The organism is Arthrobacter sp. NicSoilB11, from assembly GCF_019977375.1.
In the GTDB taxonomy this organism is placed as follows: Bacteria; Actinomycetota; Actinomycetes; order Actinomycetales; family Micrococcaceae; genus Arthrobacter.
Genome location: NZ_AP024657.1, coordinates 4,193,368 through 4,214,582, shown reverse-complemented (window position 1 = coordinate 4,214,582; position 21,215 = coordinate 4,193,368). Strand labels below are relative to the sequence as shown.

19 protein-coding genes are annotated in these 21,215 nt (G+C 67.1%); 13 read left to right on the top strand and 6 right to left on the bottom strand.

Going from position 1 to position 21,215, the window contains the following annotated elements; all coding sequences use genetic code 11:
* Positions 1 to 48: 48 nt before the first annotated feature.
* A complete protein-coding gene (locus tag LDO14_RS19580; RefSeq protein WP_223993026.1) occupies positions 49 to 351 on the bottom strand; it encodes a hypothetical protein in 303 nt (100 codons plus the stop codon).
* A 269-nt stretch (positions 352 to 620) separates the two neighbouring features.
* Between LDO14_RS19580 and LDO14_RS19575 the strand changes: the two genes are divergently transcribed.
* The 4 genes from LDO14_RS19575 to LDO14_RS19560 all read left to right on the top strand — a co-directional run bounded on the left by LDO14_RS19575 (position 621) and on the right by LDO14_RS19560 (position 7,200).
* A complete protein-coding gene (locus LDO14_RS19575) occupies positions 621 to 2,078 on the top strand; it encodes a DUF3375 family protein (protein ID WP_223993024.1) in 1,458 nt (485 codons plus the stop codon).
* Positions 2,071 to 2,883 carry a DUF4194 domain-containing protein gene (locus LDO14_RS19570; RefSeq protein ID WP_018771920.1) on the top strand — a complete coding sequence of 271 codons (813 nt, stop codon included), beginning with the start codon at positions 2,071 to 2,073 and terminating at the stop codon, positions 2,881 to 2,883. The genes LDO14_RS19575 and LDO14_RS19570 overlap by 8 nt, the downstream gene beginning before the upstream one ends.
* Positions 2,880 to 6,353, top strand: coding sequence for an ATP-binding protein (locus LDO14_RS19565; RefSeq protein ID WP_223993023.1), 3,474 nt, complete (start codon positions 2,880 to 2,882; stop codon positions 6,351 to 6,353). Before LDO14_RS19570 ends, LDO14_RS19565 begins: the two co-directional genes overlap by 4 nt.
* 217 nt (positions 6,354 to 6,570) lie before the next feature.
* Complete coding sequence (locus LDO14_RS19560) at positions 6,571 to 7,200, top strand: hypothetical protein (protein ID WP_223993022.1); 630 nt, start codon at positions 6,571 to 6,573, stop codon at positions 7,198 to 7,200.
* Positions 7,201 to 7,254: 54 nt separating this feature from the next.
* Here LDO14_RS19560 and LDO14_RS19555 read toward each other — a convergent pair whose 3' ends face one another.
* A complete protein-coding gene (locus tag LDO14_RS19555; RefSeq protein ID WP_223993021.1) occupies positions 7,255 to 7,749 on the bottom strand; it encodes an FBP domain-containing protein in 495 nt (164 codons plus the stop codon).
* 353 nt (positions 7,750 to 8,102) lie between these two features.
* On the opposite strand from LDO14_RS19555, the gene LDO14_RS19550 reads away from it, so the two are divergent.
* The 7 genes from LDO14_RS19550 (at position 8,103) to LDO14_RS19520 (ending at position 16,531) form a co-directional block, all read left to right on the top strand.
* Complete coding sequence (locus LDO14_RS19550; RefSeq protein ID WP_223993020.1) at positions 8,103 to 9,191, top strand: iron-siderophore ABC transporter substrate-binding protein; 1,089 nt, start codon at positions 8,103 to 8,105, stop codon at positions 9,189 to 9,191.
* A gap of 12 nt (positions 9,192 to 9,203) precedes the next feature.
* Positions 9,204 to 10,283, top strand: coding sequence for an iron chelate uptake ABC transporter family permease subunit (locus LDO14_RS19545; RefSeq protein WP_223993019.1), 1,080 nt, complete (start codon positions 9,204 to 9,206; stop codon positions 10,281 to 10,283).
* Positions 10,283 to 11,314: an iron chelate uptake ABC transporter family permease subunit gene (locus tag LDO14_RS19540; protein WP_223993018.1), complete on the top strand. Its 1,032-nt coding sequence runs from the start codon at positions 10,283 to 10,285 to the stop codon at positions 11,312 to 11,314. The genes LDO14_RS19545 and LDO14_RS19540 overlap by 1 nt, the downstream gene beginning before the upstream one ends.
* A gap of 1 nt (position 11,315) precedes the next feature.
* A complete protein-coding gene (locus LDO14_RS19535; protein WP_134164934.1) occupies positions 11,316 to 12,128 on the top strand; it encodes an ABC transporter ATP-binding protein in 813 nt (270 codons plus the stop codon).
* Positions 12,129 to 12,187: 59 nt separating this feature from the next.
* Complete coding sequence (locus tag LDO14_RS19530) at positions 12,188 to 13,210, top strand: siderophore-interacting protein (protein ID WP_223993017.1); 1,023 nt, start codon at positions 12,188 to 12,190, stop codon at positions 13,208 to 13,210.
* A gap of 180 nt (positions 13,211 to 13,390) precedes the next feature.
* On the top strand, positions 13,391 to 15,586 hold the full coding sequence (locus tag LDO14_RS19525; RefSeq protein WP_223993014.1) for a DNRLRE domain-containing protein: 2,196 nt from the start codon (positions 13,391 to 13,393) through the stop codon (positions 15,584 to 15,586).
* Between the two features lie 99 nt (positions 15,587 to 15,685).
* Complete coding sequence (locus tag LDO14_RS19520) at positions 15,686 to 16,531, top strand: SGNH/GDSL hydrolase family protein (RefSeq protein ID WP_026266174.1); 846 nt, start codon at positions 15,686 to 15,688, stop codon at positions 16,529 to 16,531.
* 14 nt (positions 16,532 to 16,545) lie between these two features.
* Here LDO14_RS19520 and LDO14_RS19515 read toward each other — a convergent pair whose 3' ends face one another.
* On the bottom strand, positions 16,546 to 16,851 hold the full coding sequence (locus tag LDO14_RS19515) for a YciI family protein (protein WP_018771909.1): 306 nt from the start codon (positions 16,849 to 16,851) through the stop codon (positions 16,546 to 16,548).
* A 60-nt stretch (positions 16,852 to 16,911) separates the two neighbouring features.
* Between LDO14_RS19515 and LDO14_RS19510 the strand changes: the two genes are divergently transcribed.
* A complete protein-coding gene (locus tag LDO14_RS19510) occupies positions 16,912 to 17,409 on the top strand; it encodes a MarR family transcriptional regulator (RefSeq protein WP_026266173.1) in 498 nt (165 codons plus the stop codon).
* A gap of 43 nt (positions 17,410 to 17,452) precedes the next feature.
* Positions 17,453 to 18,214 (top strand): SGNH/GDSL hydrolase family protein, encoded by a 762-nt coding sequence (locus tag LDO14_RS19505; protein WP_223993012.1) that lies wholly within the window; start codon positions 17,453 to 17,455, stop codon positions 18,212 to 18,214.
* A gap of 30 nt (positions 18,215 to 18,244) precedes the next feature.
* Here LDO14_RS19505 and LDO14_RS19500 read toward each other — a convergent pair whose 3' ends face one another.
* The 3 genes from LDO14_RS19500 to LDO14_RS19490 are packed head-to-tail and all read right to left on the bottom strand — an operon-like array spanning position 18,245 to position 20,992.
* The gene (locus LDO14_RS19500) at positions 18,245 to 18,994 is read right to left on the bottom strand and encodes an FAD:protein FMN transferase (RefSeq protein WP_223995319.1); all 750 of its coding nucleotides are present in this window, start codon (positions 18,992 to 18,994) and stop codon (positions 18,245 to 18,247) included.
* A gap of 55 nt (positions 18,995 to 19,049) precedes the next feature.
* A complete protein-coding gene (locus tag LDO14_RS19495) occupies positions 19,050 to 19,523 on the bottom strand; it encodes an FMN-binding protein (RefSeq protein ID WP_144601532.1) in 474 nt (157 codons plus the stop codon).
* The gene (locus LDO14_RS19490; RefSeq protein WP_223993010.1) at positions 19,520 to 20,992 is read right to left on the bottom strand and encodes a ferredoxin reductase family protein; all 1,473 of its coding nucleotides are present in this window, start codon (positions 20,990 to 20,992) and stop codon (positions 19,520 to 19,522) included. The genes LDO14_RS19495 and LDO14_RS19490 overlap by 4 nt, the downstream gene beginning before the upstream one ends.
* Positions 20,993 to 21,215 lie beyond the last annotated feature (223 nt).

Here is a 21,215-nt window from a genome sequence, read left to right as displayed (position 1 = left end):
GGCCGGAGTGGCCGGTGTAGCCATGGATCCGCCGGGTTGGAGAACCCTTCAGCTGTCCCTCAAGATTACCCGCGGGTAGGTTCCGGTGCTAGGGGATGGCTGCGCCTGGAAATCGCCGGGCAGTTCCACGGTGGAGGCCCGGCGGACCAGCCGGTCCCAGCCGGAGTTGATCCCGTGGACCACCGCCAGGAGCGTATTGGCCACCACCATCCAGGTGAGCTTGCCCACCCCCAGCAGCGCCAGGGCAACCAGCCCCGCCGAGAGGACGAATGCGGCCAGGACTGCGCCGAACACCAGCGTCCCGATGAAGACCAAGGTGGCTGTTTCCACTGAGCTTAGATCGAACTGCATGAATCCCCCTGCTGCGACGTTGCTTTGCATAAGACTGCGGTGGCGAAGACCAGTAGCAGAAGCGTAGGGGGACAGCTGCGCGGCCAGCCAGACCCGGCACGGGCGGGGGAGCCTGTTGATATGGGATCGAAATGCTACCGGCAGGTAGGTCACGGAGCGGTCGCGGCGGCTGCGTTAACCTTGTAGTTGGCAGTTTTCCGGTTCGTCCCCTGCGTGCCGCCCCTGCCCGGTCCCCGTTCAGCCCCCGTTCAACAGTCCAAGGAGAGTGCGTGCCCCGCTCCGCCAGGTCATCCGCTGACGCCATCAGCGCCCGGCTCCGGGACCTCGAACTCCTCACCAAGGGGCCCGCGTGGGCACTGACGCGTTCGGCGCCCTGGGTGATCGCCGTGCTCCAGGCTTCCTTCACCCGCACCCGGCCGCAGGTGCCGCTCGAGGAATTCCATGCCGACGTCGACTCCTTCCTTGAGGAGCTCCGGCGCCAGGATCCGGGCCTGGGCGGAGGGGCCAGCGGAAAGGCGTTCGGGGATGAGTGGACCCGGCGGCAGTTCCTGACCCGGCGGAACCAGTCAGGCCAGATCGTCTACGAGGCCACCGAGCCTGCAGCACGCGTGCTCGCCTTCCTTGACAGCCTTTCCAGCGAGCGGTCCACGTTGAACGGTTCCCGGCTGGGCACCCTGCTGGGGGACGTGGAAAAGCTCGCCAACGAGACCAACCCGGACCAAAGTGCGCGCCTCGAAGCCCTGGAAGAGGAAATCGAAGAGCGGCAGCAGCTGATCCAGGACATCAGCACGGGCGACTTCGACGGCCTGCTTGACGACGACGAGGCCGTGGAGGCCGCCGGAAACATCCTGGACCTGGCCGCCAGTTTGCCCGCGGACTACAAAAAGATGCGCGACCGGATCGAGGAACTGGTGGGCGGACTGCGCAACCAGATCATCGAGGAGTCGCTGACCAAGGGCGCCACCATGGCCCAGGTCCTGGAGGCGGACAAGCGGCTCCGCCAAAGCCCGGAGGGCAGGACGTTCCGGTCCTTTACCGCCTTCCTGGAGGACCCGCAGCAGCAAGTGCGGTTCCGGTCCGCGATTGGGGAGGTCCTGAGCCGCCAGTTCGCGGATGACCTGTCACCTGACGACCGGGAGACACTGAAGAACCTGGTGGCCGAGCTCCGGCAGCAGCACAGCCAGATCCAGCGCATCTACGGCAAGCTCAGCGAAAGCCTGAACACGTACGTCCAGAGCGACGACTTCCGCCAGTCGGTCCGGCTCCGGAAGGTCCTGCGCGAGGCAGAACAGGCCATCCGTTCACTCCCGTACGAGCGTGAACGGCCCGGCCTGGTTCCCGGCCCCGTCCTGTACAACGCAGGGTTTGAGTCACTGTCCATGGTGAAGCTCTTCGACCCCGACGAGTTCGCGGCACCACCCAGGCTGGCCGATCCCATCGCGTTCACCGACTCGGACCGGGTGCGCTCGCCGCGGACGGGCAAGGCCAGGCCCGACGTCGTCCGGTCCGCCATGGCTGGGGCTGCCACGCTCGCCGCCGCCTGGCAGCAGCTGCCGCCCGAAGAGCAGCACATCAACACCATCCGCGCGCTGCTGTCCGAGGCCCTGCACGCCGGGGCCGACTTCAACCGCAGCGCCTGGGATGGCCTGGACTTCGAACAGATAGACGGCTCCACCCGCAGGGCCTACCTGCCCGTGGTTACGCTCGCAAAGGATCCACATGACTGAAGTTTCAAACGCTGAGGGCCCAGAGCTGATCGAAGACCAGCCGCGCGGCGAACGGGCGGGGGCGGCACCGGGCGTTGAGCGCCCCTTCGCAGTGTCCCCGCGCGATACCTTCGTCGACGGCGCTGCCCTGTTCCCCGGCGATACCGGCGTCCTGTCCATGAAAGTGCGCCAGGCCCTGGTGAAGCTGTTGAAGGGCCCGTACATCGACGGCGGCCGGGACGAAAAGCTCTGGACGGTACTGCTGGACAACCAGGTGATCCTGCGCAGCCGCCTGTCCGAGCTGTTCCTGACCCTGCAGCTGGACCACGAGCGGAAAATCGCGGTCCTTCGCCCCGTGGACCCGGACGTCATCGGCGGGAGCGCCCGGTCCAGCATCCTGCGCCAGCAGCGTGCCCTCAGCCGGGTGGAAACCATTGTGCTGCTCCGGCTCCGCCTGCTGCTGGACCGGCACGTCACGGCCCAGACCGACCCCACCATCACCCGCGAGGAGATCACGGACCTGGTGGCGCACTACCAGCCCGCCGGCCAGCAGGACGCCCTGCGCGACTCCGATGTGGTCACCCGTGCCATCACCAAGCTCCTGGCCCGCCAGCTCCTGCTCCCCACCGGACTGGACGACGTGTACACCATCTCCAACGCCCTGCCCCTGGCCCTGCCGTTCGAAAACATCGGCGACATCCCGGCCCACATCGAAGCCCTTGTAGCCGCCTCGGCTGACCAATCAGGAACGGAGCCGCTCCTGGACCTGGAGGACACGGCCGCCGCGGAGACGAACGGAACCACGTCCGAGGAGGATGACCAGTGACCATCGCAAGCATGCTCCCGCTGGGGGATGTCACCAACCCGGGCCAGATGCGGCTTGCGTTGGTGCAGGTGGTCAACTGGGGGACGTTCCATGGAGCGCACACCATGCATGTTGACCGGAACGGAACCCTGCTGACCGGTAACTCGGGCGTGGGTAAATCCACGCTGTTCGACGCGATGCTGCGGGTCTTCGATGCGCGGCCGCGGTCAAACGAGGCGGCGGCGCAGCGGTCGGGGGGTGCCGTGGAGGACAAGCGGACCACCTTCACGTACATGCGCGGCAAGGTGGGGGACAAGGCGGTGGGGGAGGGCTCGGCGAGTGCGTTCCAGCGCCCGGGTGCCACCTGGTCCGCCGTCGCCCTGACCTTCGACAACGCCGCCGGGACGCGGGTGACGGTGTCGGCGCTGTTCGACCTGCCCAAGAACGGCACGGAGTCCAGCGTGGGCCGGTTCTACCTGATCGACAACGTGCCCCTGGACCTAGAGGCGGTTGAGGGCATCGCTGACAAACGGTTCACCAAGGGCGCGCTTGAGGCGATCTTCCCGCACGCCCAGGTCTTCGACGTGCACAAGGCGTTCGCGGAGCGGTTCCGCCGGCTTCTGGGGATCAACTCGGACCAGGCCCTGCCCCTGCTGCGCGTCATCCAGGCCGGCAAGGGCCTGGGCGGCAGCGTCAACACCTTCTTCCGCGACCAGGTGCTGGATGCCCCGGCAACCCTTGCCGCCGCCGATGACGTGGTGGAGGAGTTCAGCAACCTGATGTCCATCCGCCAGCGGCTGGAGGATGTCCGGCAGCAGCGCGACCAGCTGGCGCCGGTGCCGGGACTGAACCGCGAATATGCGCAGTCGCTGCTGGACGCGAACCGGCTGCGGGAGCTGGTGGGTGGGGAGTTCGAGGCGTACAGGCAGCAGCTCGCCGTCACCGTGCACCAGAAGACGCTGGTCCGTTTCCGCGAGCTGGCGCAGGCGAAGGCGAAGGAACTCGGCGCCGAGCGTGCGGTCCGCGACAAGCTGGCCAAGGAACTGCGGCAGCTGGAAACCGAGTACAACAACCAGGGCGGCAACGCGATTTCCGCGATTGAGCAGTCGCTGGAGAACGCCCGGGTTGGCCTGAAGCTGCGGCGCCAGGTGGAGGAGGCGGCGCAGCAGGCATTGGCCGACGCCGGGCTGCAGCTTGAGTGGAGCGCGGCCGGCTGGGAGCAGGCACACGAGCAGGCGGCGGCACGGTCGGCCGAGCTGAAGGATGATTCGCAGGCCCTGCAGGAGCTGCGGTTCGAGGCCTTCGACGCCCACGCCAGCCGCAAGCGGGAGCTGGCGGCTGCCGAGCAGGAACTCGTGTCGTTGAAGACGCGCAAGTCCCTGCTGCCGCCGTCGAGCATTGAAAACCGTGCCGCCATCGCCGCTGCCACCGGTATTGCGGAAGACCGCATGCCCTTTGCCGGCGAGCTCATGGACCTCGCAGACGGCGAGGAACGGTGGCGCCCCGCTGCCGAGCGTGCGCTCCGCAGCCTGGCCACCACCCTGCTGGTGCCCGGTGAGCACTTCGGCGCCGTCACCCGCTACCTGAATGACCACAACGTCCGCGGCGCGCTGCGGGCAGTGGACGTCTCCAAGCCGCTCGCCGGCGGCGCGCTCGCTGTGGAGGACGTGCGCGACGGCGACCTGCTCACCAAGCTGGATATCCTCGAGTCCGGCGCGGCGGCCGAAGCCGGCGGGTGGGTCCGTGAGCGCATCGCGCTGGACTTTGCCTACCCCTGCGTGGAGGACCCGGACGAGCTGGCAGCCCTGGACAAGGGCCTGAGCCTGGGCGGCGTGGTCAAGCGGAACCGCCACACGGTGGAGAAGGACGACCGCTTCACCAGCCGCCAGGACTACGTCCTGGGCTTCGACAATGCCGCCAAACTGGAACTCGTGGCCGGCCAGGTGGAGGACCTCCGGCAGGAAGTGGCCAAGGCCGCCGAACTGGCGCAGAGCCGCGAGGACTCGCACCAGGGCATGAGCCGTCAGCTCGACGCCCTGCGCCGGATTGCCGAAGACGACCGGCCCTGGGAACAGGTGTCCGCGGCCGTTGCTGCCGATGAGCTCACCAGGATCGAGCAGCGGCTCAAGGACGCACTTGCCGCGCAGGCGGACCTGGAGCCCCTGCGCGCCACCATCGAGGAGGTCCGGCAAAAGCACCAGACCAGCACCGAGTCCGCGGCCGTCCTGCAAAGCGAATACAAGGCATTGGACCGCCAGCTCACGGCTGCGGATTCACTGCTGGAAGCGGCGCGTGACCGCCTGGCCCAGGCGCCGCCGTCGGACGCTACCGTGACGGCGCTGGAACCGTACTTTGCGGAATTCGGCGACGTTACCGAAATGCACGAGCTGGACAACCTTGCCAACCGCGTCCGGACCACCCTGCTGGGCGAACTGCACACTGCTGAATCACGGGGGCAAGGGACAGCCGAGCGGCTCACCCGGATTTTCGAAGGCTTCGTCCGGGAGTGGGGCAGCGCCATTTCGGCGGACCACGGCACCAGCATTGGCGCGGCCAGCGAATTCGAAGCCCGCTACCATGCCATCGTCAACGACGGCCTGCCGGCGCAGGAGGCGGAGTTCCGGCAGTTCTTCAACCAGCGCACGCACGAATCCTTCAGCACCCTGCTGCACCTGCTGGACGAGGAGCGCCGCTCCATCACCAGCCGCATCCTGCCCCTCAACGGCATCCTCTCCCAGGTGAACTTCCATGAGGGCAGTTACCTGGAGCTGGACATCAAGCAGACGCTGCCGCCCACTGCCAAGCAGTTCAAGGACGCCATCCAGAACGCCTTGAAGGCCCGCCACGCTCGGCCGGCCAGGACGGACGCCGCCAGGGGGGAGGGGCCGGACGGTGACGACGCCGAGCTCACCGCGCGCTACAAGTCCCTGGAGACCCTGGTCAAGAGGCTTGGCTCGCAGGCGCCGGAAGACCGGCGGTGGCGGGCGGAGGTGCTCGACGTCCGCGGCCACCTGTTCATCCAGTGCAAGGAGCACCGGGAAGTGACCGGCCCGGCGGCTGGCAAAAAGAAGGGCGGCGGCACGAAGACCGAGGTCTTCATGCACGCAGACACCGGTTCCATGTCCGGCGGCGAGCGGCAGCGGTTCACCGCGTTCATCATGGCCGCGGCCCTGAGCTACCAGCTGGGGATCGCCGAGCAGGGCTTCACCACCTACGGCACCGTGATGATGGACGAAGCGTTCGTGCTCGCCTCCGAGGAATTCGCCGGCGCCGGCATCAAGGCCCTCCACGAATTCGGGTTCCAGCTGCTGCTGGCTGCCCCGGAAAACGTCATCGATCTGTCCCGGCACCTGGGCTCCGTCACCGAGATCCTCCGTGACCGCCGCACCAACCGCTCCGGCGTCCTCACGGCCCCGGTGATCCGGCCGCGTCCGGGGGAGGAAGGAGCCTGGCGCTCCGAGGCAAACCCGGTGGATATCGTCCTGCGTTGAAACCGGATCCAGCAATATAACAAATTGATGGATTTATCGCTCCGGCCGTGGTGGCCGGTCTTTTCGCTGTGCCACTCTGGGCTTTACCAACTCACCTCGCCAGAGTAAATCCCATAGGTACTGCAGGATGCTGGGTCCGCACTTTCTCCGAGAGAACGATGGCGTCCTCTTGAAAGGCACCCCCATGCGCCCACGGCACCCCGCTCCAATCCTCCTTGTGATAACAGCCGCAGCGGCGCTGTCCCTCGCCGCCTGCGCGGACTACGCCCCCGCAGGGAGCGGGGGCGCGTCCACGGAGACTGCCGTTCCGCCGCCCTCGCCTGCTCCCACGTCCGCGCCCACTCCTGCCGGGACGGTGACCTATATCTTCCCCGATGGCCGGCTGTCCTTTGCCCATCCGGCGGACTGGCGCGTGGTACATGAGCAGGTTTCCGCATCACCCCCGGTGGAAACGGCCGCCGTCATTGATGCCAACGGCGCCGGGCGGGTCAACATTTACTACAGCCAGGTGGGTGACGCCGTGGCCGGTCCTGATGCCAGGTTTGTCCTTGCGGCGGACCCAGTGCCGGGGCTGGCGGGCCACGCAGTTCCCACGCCCCATTCGTCGTTCTTCACCGATCACGTCAATGGTGCCGTTGAGTACCGCATGGGGCTGACGGCGGGATTGCCGGTGTCACCGGACGGCAAGGTGCAAAACGGGCCCGTCATGCTCGGCGACCGCATTTTGGCCGCAGACGTGCTGTTCACCGGTCCGCCGTTTGCCAATGACGAGGCGGCGAAGGCATGGTACTGGGGCGGGGACGGCCAAAAACTGAAGGCGTTGCTGATGAGCTTCTCCTACCGCTGAGGCACATGGGGAAGCCCTCCGTCACCGGAGTGATGGAGGGCTTCCGCTGCCCGCCTACTTATTCTGCACGCGGGCCAGGAACTGCGCGGTGCGGTCCTGCAGGCCCTGGATCTGGCGTACCACGACGGCCGCCGGATCGGGGTTGATCTCGTTGGCCGGCGGTTCCTTGCGGACGTTGCCACAACACAGGAAGTCGGCGCAGATCAGGGTCCCCACGGTGTTGCCGTCGCGTCCTGACTGGCCTGCGCGCCTTGCGACCCAAAGGAGCACGTCCTCCTTCGAGAACACATCCCGGCACAGTTCGCACAGTACCGAGCGGTTCTTCCTGGCTCCTCCTTCGGGCGCCCGGAGCAGGATGCCCGTGAGGCCCTTGTGGCCGGGAACCACCAAGTACCCGCGCAACGGCATCTTTTCATCGCGCCAGCCCAGGAACTCCAGGCTGTCCCAGTCCAGGGCGTCGAAGTTCCTGGGCAGTGTCAGCTTGGCTGCTTCTGAGCGGCTGGCGTTGACGAAGGATGAACGGATTTGTTGGGGCGTGACTGATTGCATGGCTGAACTTTCGTAAAGGGTGGGCGGCCCTAAGCCGGGCCGGGGTAACAGGGGAGTCAGTCAGTCTCCGCGGAGCAGGCCAAAGCGGCCACCCCGCTTCCCATGGCAGCGGCGGCCGGAACGACCTTTTGCATGCGCATTGTTCCCGTTGTTCCGTTTCTGTTCAGCGTGCCCTGGTAAGGGTGCCCTGCCGGCAAGGCAATCCTGCCAAATGTGCCCCGCCCTGTCCAAGAACCTGATGGCGGATGTGGCCTTTGTCACGTTGCGGGATTAGGTGACAAAAACGTTGCGTAATCGACATTTACATAGGTTAGCCTTACTTAAGTTTTCAGCAGCCTGATCCAAGGAGCCCCGTGACACCCCCCCTCTTTTCCGGCCCTCTCTCCACCCGCCGGACGCTTTTCTCTTCCGCCGGCAAGGCGGCTGCGGTGCTCGCCGCGGCAGCCTTGACCCTGTCCGCCTGCAGCACGGGTCCGGCCTCTTCAGTGGCTGGCACGGGCGGCACCGGCAGCAGCACCCAGTTCCCGGTGACCATCGGCCATGCATTCGGCCAAACCACCATCGAGAAGCAGCCCGCGCGCGTGGCGACGGTTTCATGGGTGAACGACGACGTCGCGATTGCCCTCGGCGTGGTGCCCGTCGGTATCCCCAGGAACGAGTGGGGTGGCAATGACAAGGGGTCCACCCCCTGGAAGGACGCGGCGCTCGAAAAGCTGGGGGCCGGATTCGGATCGGCCAAGGCCCCCGTCCAGTACTCGGAGGCGGACGGCATCAACTTCACGGAAATCGCCAGGCTCGCCCCGGACGTCATCCTCGCCGCCTACTCCGGCCTCACCGAGGAGGACTACAGGAAGCTCAGCGAAATCGCCCCCGTGGTGGCGCACCCGGAAGTGGCCTACGGAACCTCGTGGCAGGACTCCACCACCATCATCGGCAAGGCCCTGGGCAAGGAAGCGGAAGCGGCCAAGCTGGTCTCCGACACCGAGGCCACCGTTAAGGACAAGGTCTCCCAGTACCCGCAGATCCAGGGCAAGAGCTTTATCTACGGCAACCTGGAGCCCGCCCGGGGTGACGGCGTCAACGTCTACACCGCCAACGACAACCGTCCCCGCTTCCTCACCGAAATCGGCATGACCCTGGCCCATGTGGTCGCGGAGAACTCCAAGGGTTCCAAGGAGTTCTACCTTTCCTGGTCCGCCGAGAAGGCGAACGAACTGCAGTCGGACATCTTCGTCACCTGGGTTCCCGACGCGTCCACCGCGGAGGCCATCAAGGCTGATCCGCTGCTCGGGCAGATCCCGGCCATCAGGAAGGGCGCCCTGGTGGCCGACCATGACAACACCCTGACCCTGTCCATCTCGGCGTCGTCGCCGCTGAGCCTGCCGTGGTCGCTGGATACGTTCCTGCCGCAGTTGGCCACGGCGGCGGATGCAGTGAAGTAGGGGCGCGCCTTCATGGGTACGACGACGGTACGTCCGGCCGCCGGCACGGGCACCCAGGTGCGGGCCGGGGCCGCCGCTGCTCCCGTCTGCGGTGATGCGCCGGGAACGCGAGCCGCCTGGCTGGCCGGCGCCGTCGTCGTGCTGGTGCTGGTGGCCGGGGCATCGCTGGCCGTGGGGGCACGGGAGGTTCCCCTTGCGACGGTATGGCAGGCCCTTTCCGCGTTCGATCCCGCAAACGGTGACCATGCCGTGGTGCTGGCCCGCATTCCGCGCACGGTCCTGGGCCTGCTGGCCGGCGGCGCGCTGGGCCTGGCCGGGGCCGCGATGCAGGGAGTTGCCCGCAATCCGCTGGCCGACCCCGGCATTCTTGGCGTCAACGCCGGAGCCGCCCTGGCGGTGGTCGCCGGCATTTACATCTTCGGTGTGGCCGCCTTCTCCGGCTACGTTTGGTTCGCCTTGATTGGGGCCGCTGCTGCCGCAGTGGTGGTATACCTCATCGCCTCGCTGGGCAGGGAGGGAGCCACCCCGGTCAAGCTCGCGCTGGCCGGAGCCGCGCTCAGCGCCGGACTGTCCTCGCTCATGAACATCATCCTGGTCTCCAGCCAGGACACCCTGGACAGGTTCCGCTTTTGGCAGGTGGGCGGCATCGCGGGCCGTGACTGGACCGTACTCCTGCCCGGCCTGCCGATCCTGGCCGCCGGTGCGCTCATCGTGCTCCTGGCCGGCCGCACCCTCAACAGCCTGGCGCTGGGGGACGACATCGCGCGGGGGCTTGGCCGGCGCGTCGGGCCCTCGCGGGCCCTGGTGGCCCTGGGCATCGTCCTGCTCTGCGGCACCGCCACGGCATTGGCGGGCCCCATCGGCTTTGTGGGCCTGGTGGTACCGCATGCCGTGCGTGTCCTCACCGGGCCCGACTACCGCTGGATCCTGGCCTTCTCCCTGGTGGCGGCTCCGGTCCTGCTCCTGGCCGCCGACATTCTTGGGCGGGTGGTGCTGCCGCCGGGCGAAGTCCCGGCCGGCATCATGACCGCCCTCATCGGTGCGCCGGTGTTCGTGTGGCTGATCCGCCGCGGAAAGGGGGCCGGGCTGTGATGGCCAAGGGGGCCGGCAACCGGACCGCCGTGCTGGGCGCCGCCGTCGTGCTCCTGTTTTTCGTATCCGTCCTGCTGGGCAGCTACACGGTGACCGTCCCGGACTTCTTCGCCATCGTCTTCAACCATGTGACGGGCGGCGCCAGGATTCCGGGCGCCAGCTTCATCGTGATGGAGAACAAGCTTCCGCGGGCCGTCATCGGCACCATGACCGGGACTGCCTTCGGGCTGGCCGGCGCCCTGTTCCAGACCATGCTGCGGAACCCCCTGGCCAGCCCCGACGTCATCGGCATCAGCTCCGGGGCCAGCGCGGCGGCGGTGGTTGCGATTGTCATCTTCGGCGCCTCCGGTGCGCTGGTTTCCGGGGCGGCGCTGGCGGGTGCACTGGCCGTGGCAGGCCTGATCCATGCGATCTCCAGCGGCGGTGCCACCCGCAGGGCAGGCCGGGGGAGCGCCGCCGGAAACCGGCTGGTCCTTGCCGGCGTCGGGATCGCTGCCGCCCTGCACGCCGTTGTCAGCTTCCTGACGACCCGCGCTGACATCCGCACTGCCGCCGACGTCCTGGTCTGGCTCAACGGATCCCTGAACTCCGCCAACTGGGACCGGGCCGGAGTCCTGTTCCTGGCGCTCGCGGTGCTGGTTCCCGCCGTTGTGCTCATCGCCGGTCCGCTCCGCATCCTGGAACTGGGTGATGATGCCGCAGCCGGGCTGGGGGTCCGCGTCAATGCCGCACGCCTGGCGCTGGTGGTCATCGCGGTATCCCTGGCGGCAGTTGCGACGGCGGCCGCAGGGCCGGTGTCGTTCGTCGCCTTCCTGGCCGCTCCCATCGCCCGCCGCTTCGCCGGCAAGGCCAGCCTGCCGGCGTCGGCCCTGGTGGGCGCCCTGATTGTCCTGGCGGCAGACTATGTCGCCGCCAACCTGGCCCCCCTGTTCCTGGACGGCACCGTCCTGCCGGTGGGTGTTGTCACCGGCGCGCTCGGCGCCCCCTTCCTGCTGTGGCTCCTGGTCACGGCCAACCGAAAGGATGCCTGACGTGGCACTTCTCGAAGCACGCGACCTGACGCTCACGTACGGCCAGCGCTGTGTGGCGGACGGGCTCAACGTCCGGATTCCCGAGGGCAGGGTGACCATGATCGTGGGTGCCAACGCGTGCGGAAAGTCCACCCTGCTCCGCGGGCTGTCCCGGCTCCTGAAGCCCGCCGGCGGCACCGTGACCCTGGACGGCAGGGACATCCACACCCGTCCGGCCCGTGAACTGGCCCGGACCCTCGGCCTGCTTCCCCAGCACCCCACCGCCCCGGACGGCATCACCGTCCGAGACCTGGTGGGACGCGGGCGCTACCCGCACCAGGGCTTCTTCCGTAGCAGGAGTGACAAGGACGACGCCGCCGTGCAGCGCGCGCTGGAAGCCACCGGGACGCTGGACCTCGCCGGGCGCGACGTGGACGAACTGTCCGGCGGCCAGCGGCAGCGGGCCTGGATTGCCATGGCACTCGCCCAGGAAACCGACGTCCTGCTGCTGGACGAACCCACCACCTACCTTGACCTGGCCCACCAGGTGGAGGTCCTGGACCTGGTAACGGACCTCAACCGCAGACGGGGTATCACCGTGGCAATCGTCCTGCACGACCTCAATCTGGCGGCCCGCTACGCGGACCACATCATCGCCATGAAGGACGGCACCGTGACAGCGGTGGGGTCCCCGCGCGAGGTGGTGACGGAAGGACTGGTCCGCCACGTCTTCGGCCTGGAGAGCCGGGTCATCCCGGACCCCGTTTCGGCCACCCCGCTGATCATCCCCATCGGCCGTCACCACACTGCCTACGAACTGGAGCCCGTCCCATGACGACCCGCGACACCGCCCGAACACAAACGGCAACTGCACAACCGGCAAGTGCCCAGCCGATGACCACCCAGCCGATGAGTCTCGCCTTTGAGGTCACCGTTTCCTCCGTCCAGCAGCTCAGCCCCACCTTCCGCAGGATCACGTTCGGTGGCTACGCGCTGCGTGACTTCGGCGTCCAAGGCCACACCCTGGACCTCCGGATCAAGCTCCTGATTCCGTCCCTGGCCCCGGACGGCTCGCAGCTGCCGCTGCCGGCCGTCAACACCGGCCAGCCCGGCTGGTATCGGGATTGGCTGGCCATGGACCCGGAGGTGCGCGGCTCGATGCGGACCTACACCGTCCGTGAGGCGCGGCTGGACGCGGTGTATCCGGAGATCGACGTGGACTTTGCGATGCATAAGGACGGGCCGCACAACAGCGGGCCGGCCGCGGACTGGGCCCTGAAGGCCAAACCCGGTGACGCCCTCACCATCATCGGGCCCAACAACCGTGCCGCCCACTGCATCACTGCCGGGACATACTCCGGCATCGAATGGCGGCCCGGCCTGGCCCAGCGCATCCTCCTTGCCGGTGACGAAACCGCAGTCCCCGCCATCTCCGCCATCCTCGAAACCCTCCCGCCGTACATGAGCGGGCACGCCCTCCTGGAGGTTCCCCAGGCCGGCGACTTCCTTGAACTGCAGTCCCCGGCGGACATCGAGATCACGTGGCTTGCCCGCGGCGCCGTCATCGGCCGCTCCCGGCCGCACGGCCAGCTGCTGCAGGAGGCCGTACGCACAGCAGTCCCCGTGCCGGGCTGGGTGGGCATCAAAGCGGACGGCGGCGGCGCCGGCCGGGAGCCCGAAGACGTCAACGTGGACACGGACATCCTCTGGGAAACCCCCGCACGCCTCGAAACGGGGGACATCGGCGCCGCCGGCAACCCCGGAATGCCCGCCGGCGCCATGCCCTTCTACGCCTGGATCGCCGGTGAAGCCGCCGTCATCAAGGACCTGCGGCGCTACCTGGTGCGCGACGTGGGGATGGACCGGAAACAGGTGGCCTTCATGGGTTACTGGCGGCAGGGCAAAGCCGAAGGCTAACCCCGGCCCGCTCGGCGCCTCCGCGCAGTAACACAAATTTTCAGCAATTGCCAATTAAGGAAATTGCTGTGTCACAGGGTGTGACACGCGTATGCTTCGGATATTTCAACTGGAACATTAAGGTCTCATTCCATGAAAACTATCCTGCGGCCAGCTGTTTCCGTCCTGACACTCTTAGTCATGCTCGCCTCACTTGCCGTAGTGGGCAGCGTGGCGAACGCGGTGGGAGCGCTGACATTCGCGCCGACCGCCGACAGTTATGTCCAGGCCGACCGGCCAACGGAGAACTTCGGGACCAGTGTGCGTTGGTCCACGGAGGGCCGGACAAGCATCTCGCGGAGCAGTCTCCTGCGGTTCAACGTCCAAGTCCCCGCCGGGGAACACGTCGTCTCGGCAAAGCTGCGGGCATATTCTGAGGCGGCGGCAACGTCGACCGAGTTTGTGGACGTTTACACCACCAGCGGCACATGGGCCGAAACGGGCGTCACCTGGAACAACGCACCGGCCCGCGGGAGTTGGCTGGCCAAGGCCGGCGGGTTCGCCACGGGGGCCTGGGTGGAATGGGACGTTACCAAGGGCGTCGGCGCCACCGGCGGCGAGCAGAACTTCCGGCTCGAATCCAGCGCGCAGAAATGGCTGGGCTTCAAATCGAACCAGGCCCTGGACGCGGCACTCCGCCCAAAGCTGGTTGTCACCACCGCCGCTGACGCCGTGGTGACAAGCCCCGCCCCGACGCCAACCCCCACCCCTACCTCCACCCCTGCGCCCGCGCCCGTTGATGCGGGCGGAGTCCAGGCTGCTGCCACGCAGAACTGGGGCGCACCTGTGGCCGGGGACGAGTTCAACTACACCGGAGCCCCGGACGCCACCAAATGGAGCGTGTACAACAGCGCAGGGCACGCCGGCCAAGGTATCCGCAGCCCGCAGCAGGTAACAGTGGACGGTTCCAAGATGGTCATGAGCGGGACCCCGGACGGGACCACTGCCGGCATGTCCGCGAAGTTCGCCAAACAAAAGTACGGGCGGTGGGAAGTCCGCGCCGCCGGGTCGGGCGACAATGAGTACCATATGGTTTCGATCCTGTGGCCGGACAGCGGAAACTGGCCTTGCGACGGCGAAGTGGATTACGCGGAAACAACGGGCGCTTGGAACGTGATCAACTTCTTCCAGCACTTCTCCTGCAGCAACTCCCAGACCAGGGCCAGCAAGACGCTGGACGTGACCCAGTTCCACAACTACGCAGTGGACTGGTCCCCCGCCGGGATGGTCGGATACGTGGATGGCGTGAAGTGGTTCGAGGACACCGACCCCACCCACCAGCCTCCGGGCAGTATGCACCAGACGCTGCAACTGGACTGGTTCCCTGATTCCACTGCTGACGGTGCTGCGGAAATGCGCGTGGACTGGATACGTGTCTACCCGGCCGCCGGCGGGACGAGCCCCACCCCGACTCCAACCCCCACCCCGACTCCAACCCCCGCGCCTACCACGCCGCCGGCGGGTGATTCCTTCGAGTTCGCCGCTGTTGGCGACATGAACCCGTCAGGAAATACGTCCACGAGTTCGGCGTCCGGCAAGAACGCTGCCAGCATCATCAGCGGCCTCAACGATGGTTCGTTGGATAATTTCCTTGCCATCGGCGACTTCCAGTACGACAAGGGGACCTGCTCGGCGCTTGGAGCGTGGAACACGCTGTGGGGCGGGTTGAAAGCCAAGACGTACTGGACCACGGGCCCCAACCACGATGTGGAGCCGGGTGTGAACGATGACGTGGACCGGTTCATGGACGGCCAGTGCGTCAACACCACCAAGTCCGCTACCAGCACCACTCTGGGCCGGTTCCAGGATGCGCTGGAGTGGTATTCGTTCGATAAGGGGAACTGGCATATCCTGGTGGCGCCCACGGCCACATGGCGCTACAACGTGGCCCGGGCGCAGGCGATGACCGCCGAAATGGACGCTGACCTGAAGGCGGCCAAGGCCACGGGGAAGCATCTGGCGGCCGTCTACCACGACCCGTATTTCACGTCCGACACATCCAGCCACACGCGCTTCACCCAGGCGAAGCCCTGGATCGACATGTTCTGGAACAACCGGGTGAAAGTCCTGCTGTCCGGGTCCCAGCACAACTATGAGCGGACCTGCCCGGTGAACAACGCCGACCAATGCGTCCCCGACGGCATGCAGCAGTTCCAGGTGTCCACCGGCGGTATCGGCCTCCGATCGTTCGCGAGCAACCCGGCCTACGTCCAGCGGAAGTTCAGTGATACCTGGGGCCACCTGAGGATGAGCCTGAAAGCGGACGGCTCCTACACCTGGGAGTTCCGTCCGGTTCACGGAGGAATGCAGACGGACAGCGGGTCCCGGACGCCATAAGCGCTCCACGGGATCCCGCAGCGGTTTCCCAAGCTCCCGCTCACTTACTGTTCATCCCGGCGTCGTCCTTGCTTTTCCCAGCGCCGCTACGTTGGGGCGGTGGTGACTGGATCCTTGCTTCCTGACTCCGGGCGGCGGGTGTTTGTGGCCCTTGGCGACTCCTTCACCGAAGGCGTGGGGGACCGGGATGAGCGGCTGCCCAACGGAGTGCGGGGGTGGGCCGACAGGGTTGCCGAGAAGCTCGCCAAGGCGCAGCCGGGGTGGAAGTACGCCAACCTGGCCATCAGGAGCAAGCGGCTGCGGCACATCATCGACGAGCAGCTGGAGCCGGCACTGCGGATGCGGCCAACACTGGTGACCCTGTACGCCGGCGGTAACGACATCCTGGACCTGAAGACCGATATGCCCGCGCTCATGGCGGACTATGAACAGCTTGTTGCCCAGCTCGCCGGCACGGGGGCCACAGTGGTCCTCTTCACGGGGTTCGACGTCAAGGTTTCCGCGCTCCTGGAGCCGTTGAAGAAACGCAACGCCTACTACAACCAGCGGGTGCGGGACATCGCGGAAAAGTACGGGGCCGTGCTGGTGGACTACTGGTGCCTGGATGCCTTCCACGACGCCAGGATGTGGGACTCTGACCGGCTCCACATGTCCAAGGCCGGCCACAAATACCTGGCCGGGCAGGTGCTGGACCAGCTGGGCGTGCCGCACAAGATCAAACCCCGGGACTGGGAGCCACCACCAAGGTTGGGCCTGCGCGAATGGGAACGGCGCCAGCGGCGCTGGGTCCATGACTGGGTCCTGCCGCTCTTTGGCCGCAAGCTCCGCGGGGTGACGCTGGGGGACAGGCTCAGCCCGCGCTGGCCCAAGCCTGTGAAGGTGCCGCGGAAAGGTGGCCTGAAGAAGCTCGCCGCAGAAGGGTACGACGGCGGCAGCCCACCCTAGCGGCCTGCGTCACCTCAGGTGGTTTGCGCGGGCGGGGTGTCCAACAGGTTTTCGAACCCCGGGGCAACCCGGCCGGCGTGGAACTCCAGCACCTCGAAGTCGGCCACGCCGTTGATGTAGAACGGGTCCTGCGCAAGGCTCGCGTCAAGGGTTTCCCGTTCCGCCTGCGAGAGCAGCAGCCCTCCAGTGCGGGGAATCTTGCGGCCGGCGGCAATGAAGACACCGTCGTCGAACGCCTTTTGCAGCCAGGCGATGTGGGCGTCGTTGTGGAAGTCGACGATCTCCTGCGGCACGCGGTAGGTGAGGGAGACAACATACATGGGGCAAGCCTACCGGTGCCGCTTCCAGCTACTTGAAAGATCAATCGTAGAATGGGGGCCATGACCGAACCCCGCTGGCTCAACGCTGACGAACGCCGCGCCTGGCTGGCGCTGGTGAGCATCAATACGCTGCTGCCGGCGGCCCTCGACACCAGGCTGCATGCGGCCGGGAAGCTGTCGCTCTTCGACTACACGGTCCTTGCCATGCTGTCCGAGGCAGACGACCGGTTCCTGCCCATGAGTGAGCTCGCCGCCCGCAGCAGCGCTTCACTGTCCCGGCTTTCGCATGTGGTGACCAAGCTGCAGAAGCGCGGCTGGGTGGAGCGGCGTCCCCACCCCCATGACGCAAGGGTGACCACCGCGCACCTCACGGAGGAAGGCATGGCCACCATCGTTGGGCTGGCCCCGGGCCATGTTGAGGACGTCCGCGACCTGTTCCTCGATGCCCTGACCGGGCAGGATGTGCTGGACCTGGCGCGGATCGGCGAGAAAGTGGTGGGACGCCTGGACAAGGACCACTGGATCCTGCGCGAAACCCAGCCTGACCAAGCGACATAACCGGCGATTGGTTGCTTCCGGCAACGGATGGCAAACTAACCGCATGGATTTCACTTCCCGGTTCGTGGCCCTTGGCGACTCTTTTACCGAAGGCGTCGGTGACGACGACCCCAGCCGCCCCAACGGGGTCCGCGGCTGGGCGGACCGGGTGGCGGAGCAGCTCTGCGCCGCTGATCCGGATTTCGGCTACGCCAACCTGGCCATCCGCGGCAGGAAGCTTCGGCAGATCGTGGCCGAGCAGGTGGACGCCGCCGTCGAACTTAAACCCACGCTGGTGAGCATCTACGCCGGGGCCAATGACATCCTCCGCCCGCGCGTGGACATCGATGACCTCCTGGTGGAGTACAACGACGCCGTCGGGAAGCTGGCGGCCACCGGCGCCACTGTGGTGATGTTCACGGGTTTCGATGCCCGGGGTTCAAAGGTGTTCGGCACCATGCGCGGCCGCACCGCCATCTACAACGAACTGGTCCGCGGAATCGCAGGGGACCACGGCGCCCTGCTGGTGGATTACTGGCGCTTCAGCGAGTACTACGACTGGGGCATGTGGGCCCACGACCGGATGCACATGTCCGCCGCCGGCCACGCCAACATGGCCAAGCGCGTCCTCGAGGTCCTCAAGTACGACCATTCCATCGACGTCCCGCCGATGACCCCTGTTCCGGAGTTGAGCGGCGCCGACGCCCTCCGCGCCAACGCCCGGTGGTTCCGCGAGTACGCCGCGCCGTGGGTGGTCCGGCGCGTCACCGGCAAGTCGTCCGGCGACAACCTGCAGCCCAAGTACGCCCAGCTCACCCGGCTGTAGCGGTTGTAGCGGCGGTGGGGCGCGGGCGGTTCAGGCGGGATGGAAGGCCGGAGTCGCCAGCGTGGAGCCGTCAGCTCGGATCGCCAGCACGGCAACATCCCAGGTGTCCGTGGCGCGGTTCAGCATCTGTGTTCCGCCGGCGACGATCGCCGTGGCCAGCACGTCGGCGGTGACAATGTCCGCGGCGGCCACGGTGACCTGGACAAACCCGGCGCCGCGTCCCACCCGCCAAATGTGCTCACCGCGTTCAGCGGAGCCGGAGGTGGCGATCGCACTGTGCCGGCTGCCCGCGCCCAGTGCGTAGCCGGTAATCAGGGTTTGGCGGTCCGCCGGATCCACGATGCCGGCTTTCCAGGGCTCGGCGCTGCCGGGGCGTGGTGAGCCGCTGACCAACACGTCGCCCCCGGCATTCAGGCACCAATCGTGCCGGCCCAGGGCCTGGAGCGACGTGGCCGCCTCGCGGATGGCATGACCCTTGATGATCCCGGACAGGTCCAGGACGCCGTCAGGCCGTTCCGGGGTGAAGGCGCCCTCCGTGCGCAGCCGCCATTCGTGCGCCTCGGCGTACCGCTCTCGCATCTGGGCTGAGGCGCCCCGCAGCATCAGCTCGCCGCGGGCCAGCCTGGCCGCTTCCGAATCCGGGCGGTACAGGCTGAATTGTTCGTCCAGGTCGCGGAAAAGGCGTTCGACGACGGCGGTGGCGGCAGCCAGCTCATCGAGCCCAGGCTGCCCTTCCGCAGGGGAGCTGACGGGCAGCGTCAGCCCGATGACCGTGCCCATGCATTCAAAGGTGCGGGCCTTCAGCATGGCGGCGGGGGTTGCGGCGTCCAGGGGGCTAGAGGTGGGCTGCATCGATGGCCGCCTGGACTGAGGTCAGGTACGCGTCGCTGGTAATGGTGGCGCCGCTGACGGTCTGGACATCCGCCGACTGCGCCGCGAGGACCTTGCTCCGGAGCAGGGGTGCCGCGCGGTTGCTGATCTGGATGGATTTGCCATCGGTGTTGGTGAGCTGGAGGGCGGTGATATCCGTGATCTTCCCGTTGGCCACCGTGATCTGGACCTGCACGGGACCGAACCGGGTCTGCACGGCGGTTCCCTTATAGGTGCCGGAAGCCGAGGTGCCCGAAGAGCCCGAGGAGCCGGACGTACCCGTACCCGTCGAGCCCGTACCCTTCGAGCCCGTGGTGCCTGACGCCGTCGTGCTTGATGCGACGGTGCTGATGCCGCCTGCCTGGGTGCCTGTTTGCCATCCCGCCAGGAGGATCCCGGCGGAGGCCAGGGCCGCTGCGACTGTTCCGCGTATTTTCACCAGTCAAACCTTTCGTAATGGATCTGTTCCCCGGAGACGCCGGCTTTCCCGGCATCCGCTATGACGTCGGCCGCCCACGCCGCCGGGCCGCAGACGTAGACGTCCGCATCCGCGATGTCAGGCACGTAGGAGGTGAGGCTGTAGCCGTTCCGCACGGCGTCCCCGGGAAGCCAGGTGGAGTGGCCGTGGGCCCTCGGCCCGGTGAGGTGGAAGAGCCGGACCCCCCTGGCTTGGCAGAGGTCGAGGATTTCGCTGCCCAGGTACAGCTCCTGGTCGGTGTGGCCGCGGAGCAGGACTGTCGCCTCGCCGGGAGCAAACGGCGTGGTTTCCAGCAGTGCGCGCAGGGGTGTGATGCCGATGCCGGCACCGATCATCACCACCTTGTTCCTGGTCCTGGCAGCTGTGCTGAGCAGTCCGTAGGGACCCTCCAGCGCCACCTTGGTCCCCTTCCGCAGCCGCAGGAGCTGGGCGGAGCCGCTGCCAAGGTTCCGTACGGTGACCCGCAGCGTCCCCTGGCCGTCCGGGCCCTGGAAGACGGGTTCGGCGGACAGGCTGAACGGGTGGGGATGCCACCACAGTCCCGGAGCCAGGAAGCGCCAGATGAAGAACCGTCCGCCCGTGCCCGCCAGCTGGTCCAGTTTCCGGCCATTCATGACGATGTTCACCACGCCCGGCGCCACGGCCTCCACGCGGGCCACCGACAGTTGGTGCCGCGCCGTGGCCAGTACCGGTTCCAGTACCCGGAAATACACCAGGGCAGCGCCGGTGTAGATGCAAATGGCCAGCCAGTACCAGCGCTGCCATGTGCCTGCCGCAAAGAGGCCTCCCACGCTGAACTGGTGGGGCAGCGACGTTGCCACCGCGGCGTAGGTCAGGAGGTGCACCACGTACCAGAACTCGTACGGGAAACGACGCCGTACAGCCACCAGGGACGTGACGACGACCGCGATGAACAGCGCCATGGAAACAAACGCCAGCCACATGTCCGGCACCTGCACCCAAAGGTTGACGGACTCGGTGAACGGATCCAGTCCTTCGGCCATGCCGTACCCAGCCGCGACCAGGAGGCCGTGTGCCAGAAGCAGGTACAGCGAAGGCTTTCCCAGCTTCCCGTGGAACTCCAGCGCGCGGTCGTGGCCGATGGTGCGGTCAATGAAGGGAATCCTCGCGGCCAGCAGCAGCATGAGCAGGACCAGGTCCATGCCCGCCAGCCCGGCCACGATGCCCGCCGCCGTGAACAGGGACGCCGGCGACGTGATCGCGGTGGCCCCGCCGTCGGCAAGCCAGAGGGCAATTGCGGCGGCAACGGAGGCCCAGGCAATGAGCGTCAGGAGGTCCGTCCGCAGCATGCGCTGCCGGTACTGTCGGGCAAACCAGCCACGGGCGGGCCTCTTCGCTGAAGGTGATGAAGGCTCCGGGCGGCCGGAGCTGCTTGCGGCCGGAGATGCCGGCAGGAGCTGCGCGTTCATGTATCCAAGGTGCTTGGCGAAGCTATGTGCCTGCTGTGAAAAGGACCAACCTGTCGCTGTGACCTTTCGACGGCCCTTATACACCCGATGACCCCCGATTGGTCTTTAATTGCGCCAACTCGTAGACTTGGTAGGCGCTAAGTGCGCGGAGCGTGCGCAATTGCTCCGGTTGCCCGGTAATTTTCTCCAGGGTGGCCGGTAGTTAGGGGCTCAAGTTGCGTGA

Excerpts from the sequence above, each read along its gene's own strand:
- LDO14_RS19540 (WP_223993018.1), top strand. The coding sequence starts at position 10,283 with ATGGCCAAGGGGGCCGGCAACCGGACCGCCGTGCTGGGCGCCGCCGTC.
- LDO14_RS19515 (WP_018771909.1), bottom strand. The coding sequence starts at position 16,851 with ATGTATGTTGTCTCCCTCACCTACCGCGTGCCGCAGGAGATCGTCGAC.
- LDO14_RS19570 (WP_018771920.1), top strand. The coding sequence starts at position 2,071 with ATGACTGAAGTTTCAAACGCTGAGGGCCCAGAGCTGATCGAAGACCAG.
- LDO14_RS19525 (WP_223993014.1), top strand. The coding sequence starts at position 13,391 with ATGCTCGCCTCACTTGCCGTAGTGGGCAGCGTGGCGAACGCGGTGGGA.
- LDO14_RS19490 (WP_223993010.1), bottom strand. The coding sequence starts at position 20,992 with ATGAACGCGCAGCTCCTGCCGGCATCTCCGGCCGCAAGCAGCTCCGGC.
- LDO14_RS19500 (WP_223995319.1), bottom strand. The coding sequence starts at position 18,994 with ATGGGCACGGTCATCGGGCTGACGCTGCCCGTCAGCTCCCCTGCGGAA.
- LDO14_RS19505 (WP_223993012.1), top strand. The coding sequence starts at position 17,453 with ATGGATTTCACTTCCCGGTTCGTGGCCCTTGGCGACTCTTTTACCGAA.
- LDO14_RS19545 (WP_223993019.1), top strand. The coding sequence starts at position 9,204 with ATGGGTACGACGACGGTACGTCCGGCCGCCGGCACGGGCACCCAGGTG.
- LDO14_RS19510 (WP_026266173.1), top strand. The coding sequence starts at position 16,912 with ATGACCGAACCCCGCTGGCTCAACGCTGACGAACGCCGCGCCTGGCTG.
- LDO14_RS19580 (WP_223993026.1), bottom strand. The coding sequence starts at position 351 with ATGCAGTTCGATCTAAGCTCAGTGGAAACAGCCACCTTGGTCTTCATC.
- LDO14_RS19530 (WP_223993017.1), top strand. The coding sequence starts at position 12,188 with ATGACCACCCAGCCGATGAGTCTCGCCTTTGAGGTCACCGTTTCCTCC.
- LDO14_RS19555 (WP_223993021.1), bottom strand. The coding sequence starts at position 7,749 with ATGCAATCAGTCACGCCCCAACAAATCCGTTCATCCTTCGTCAACGCC.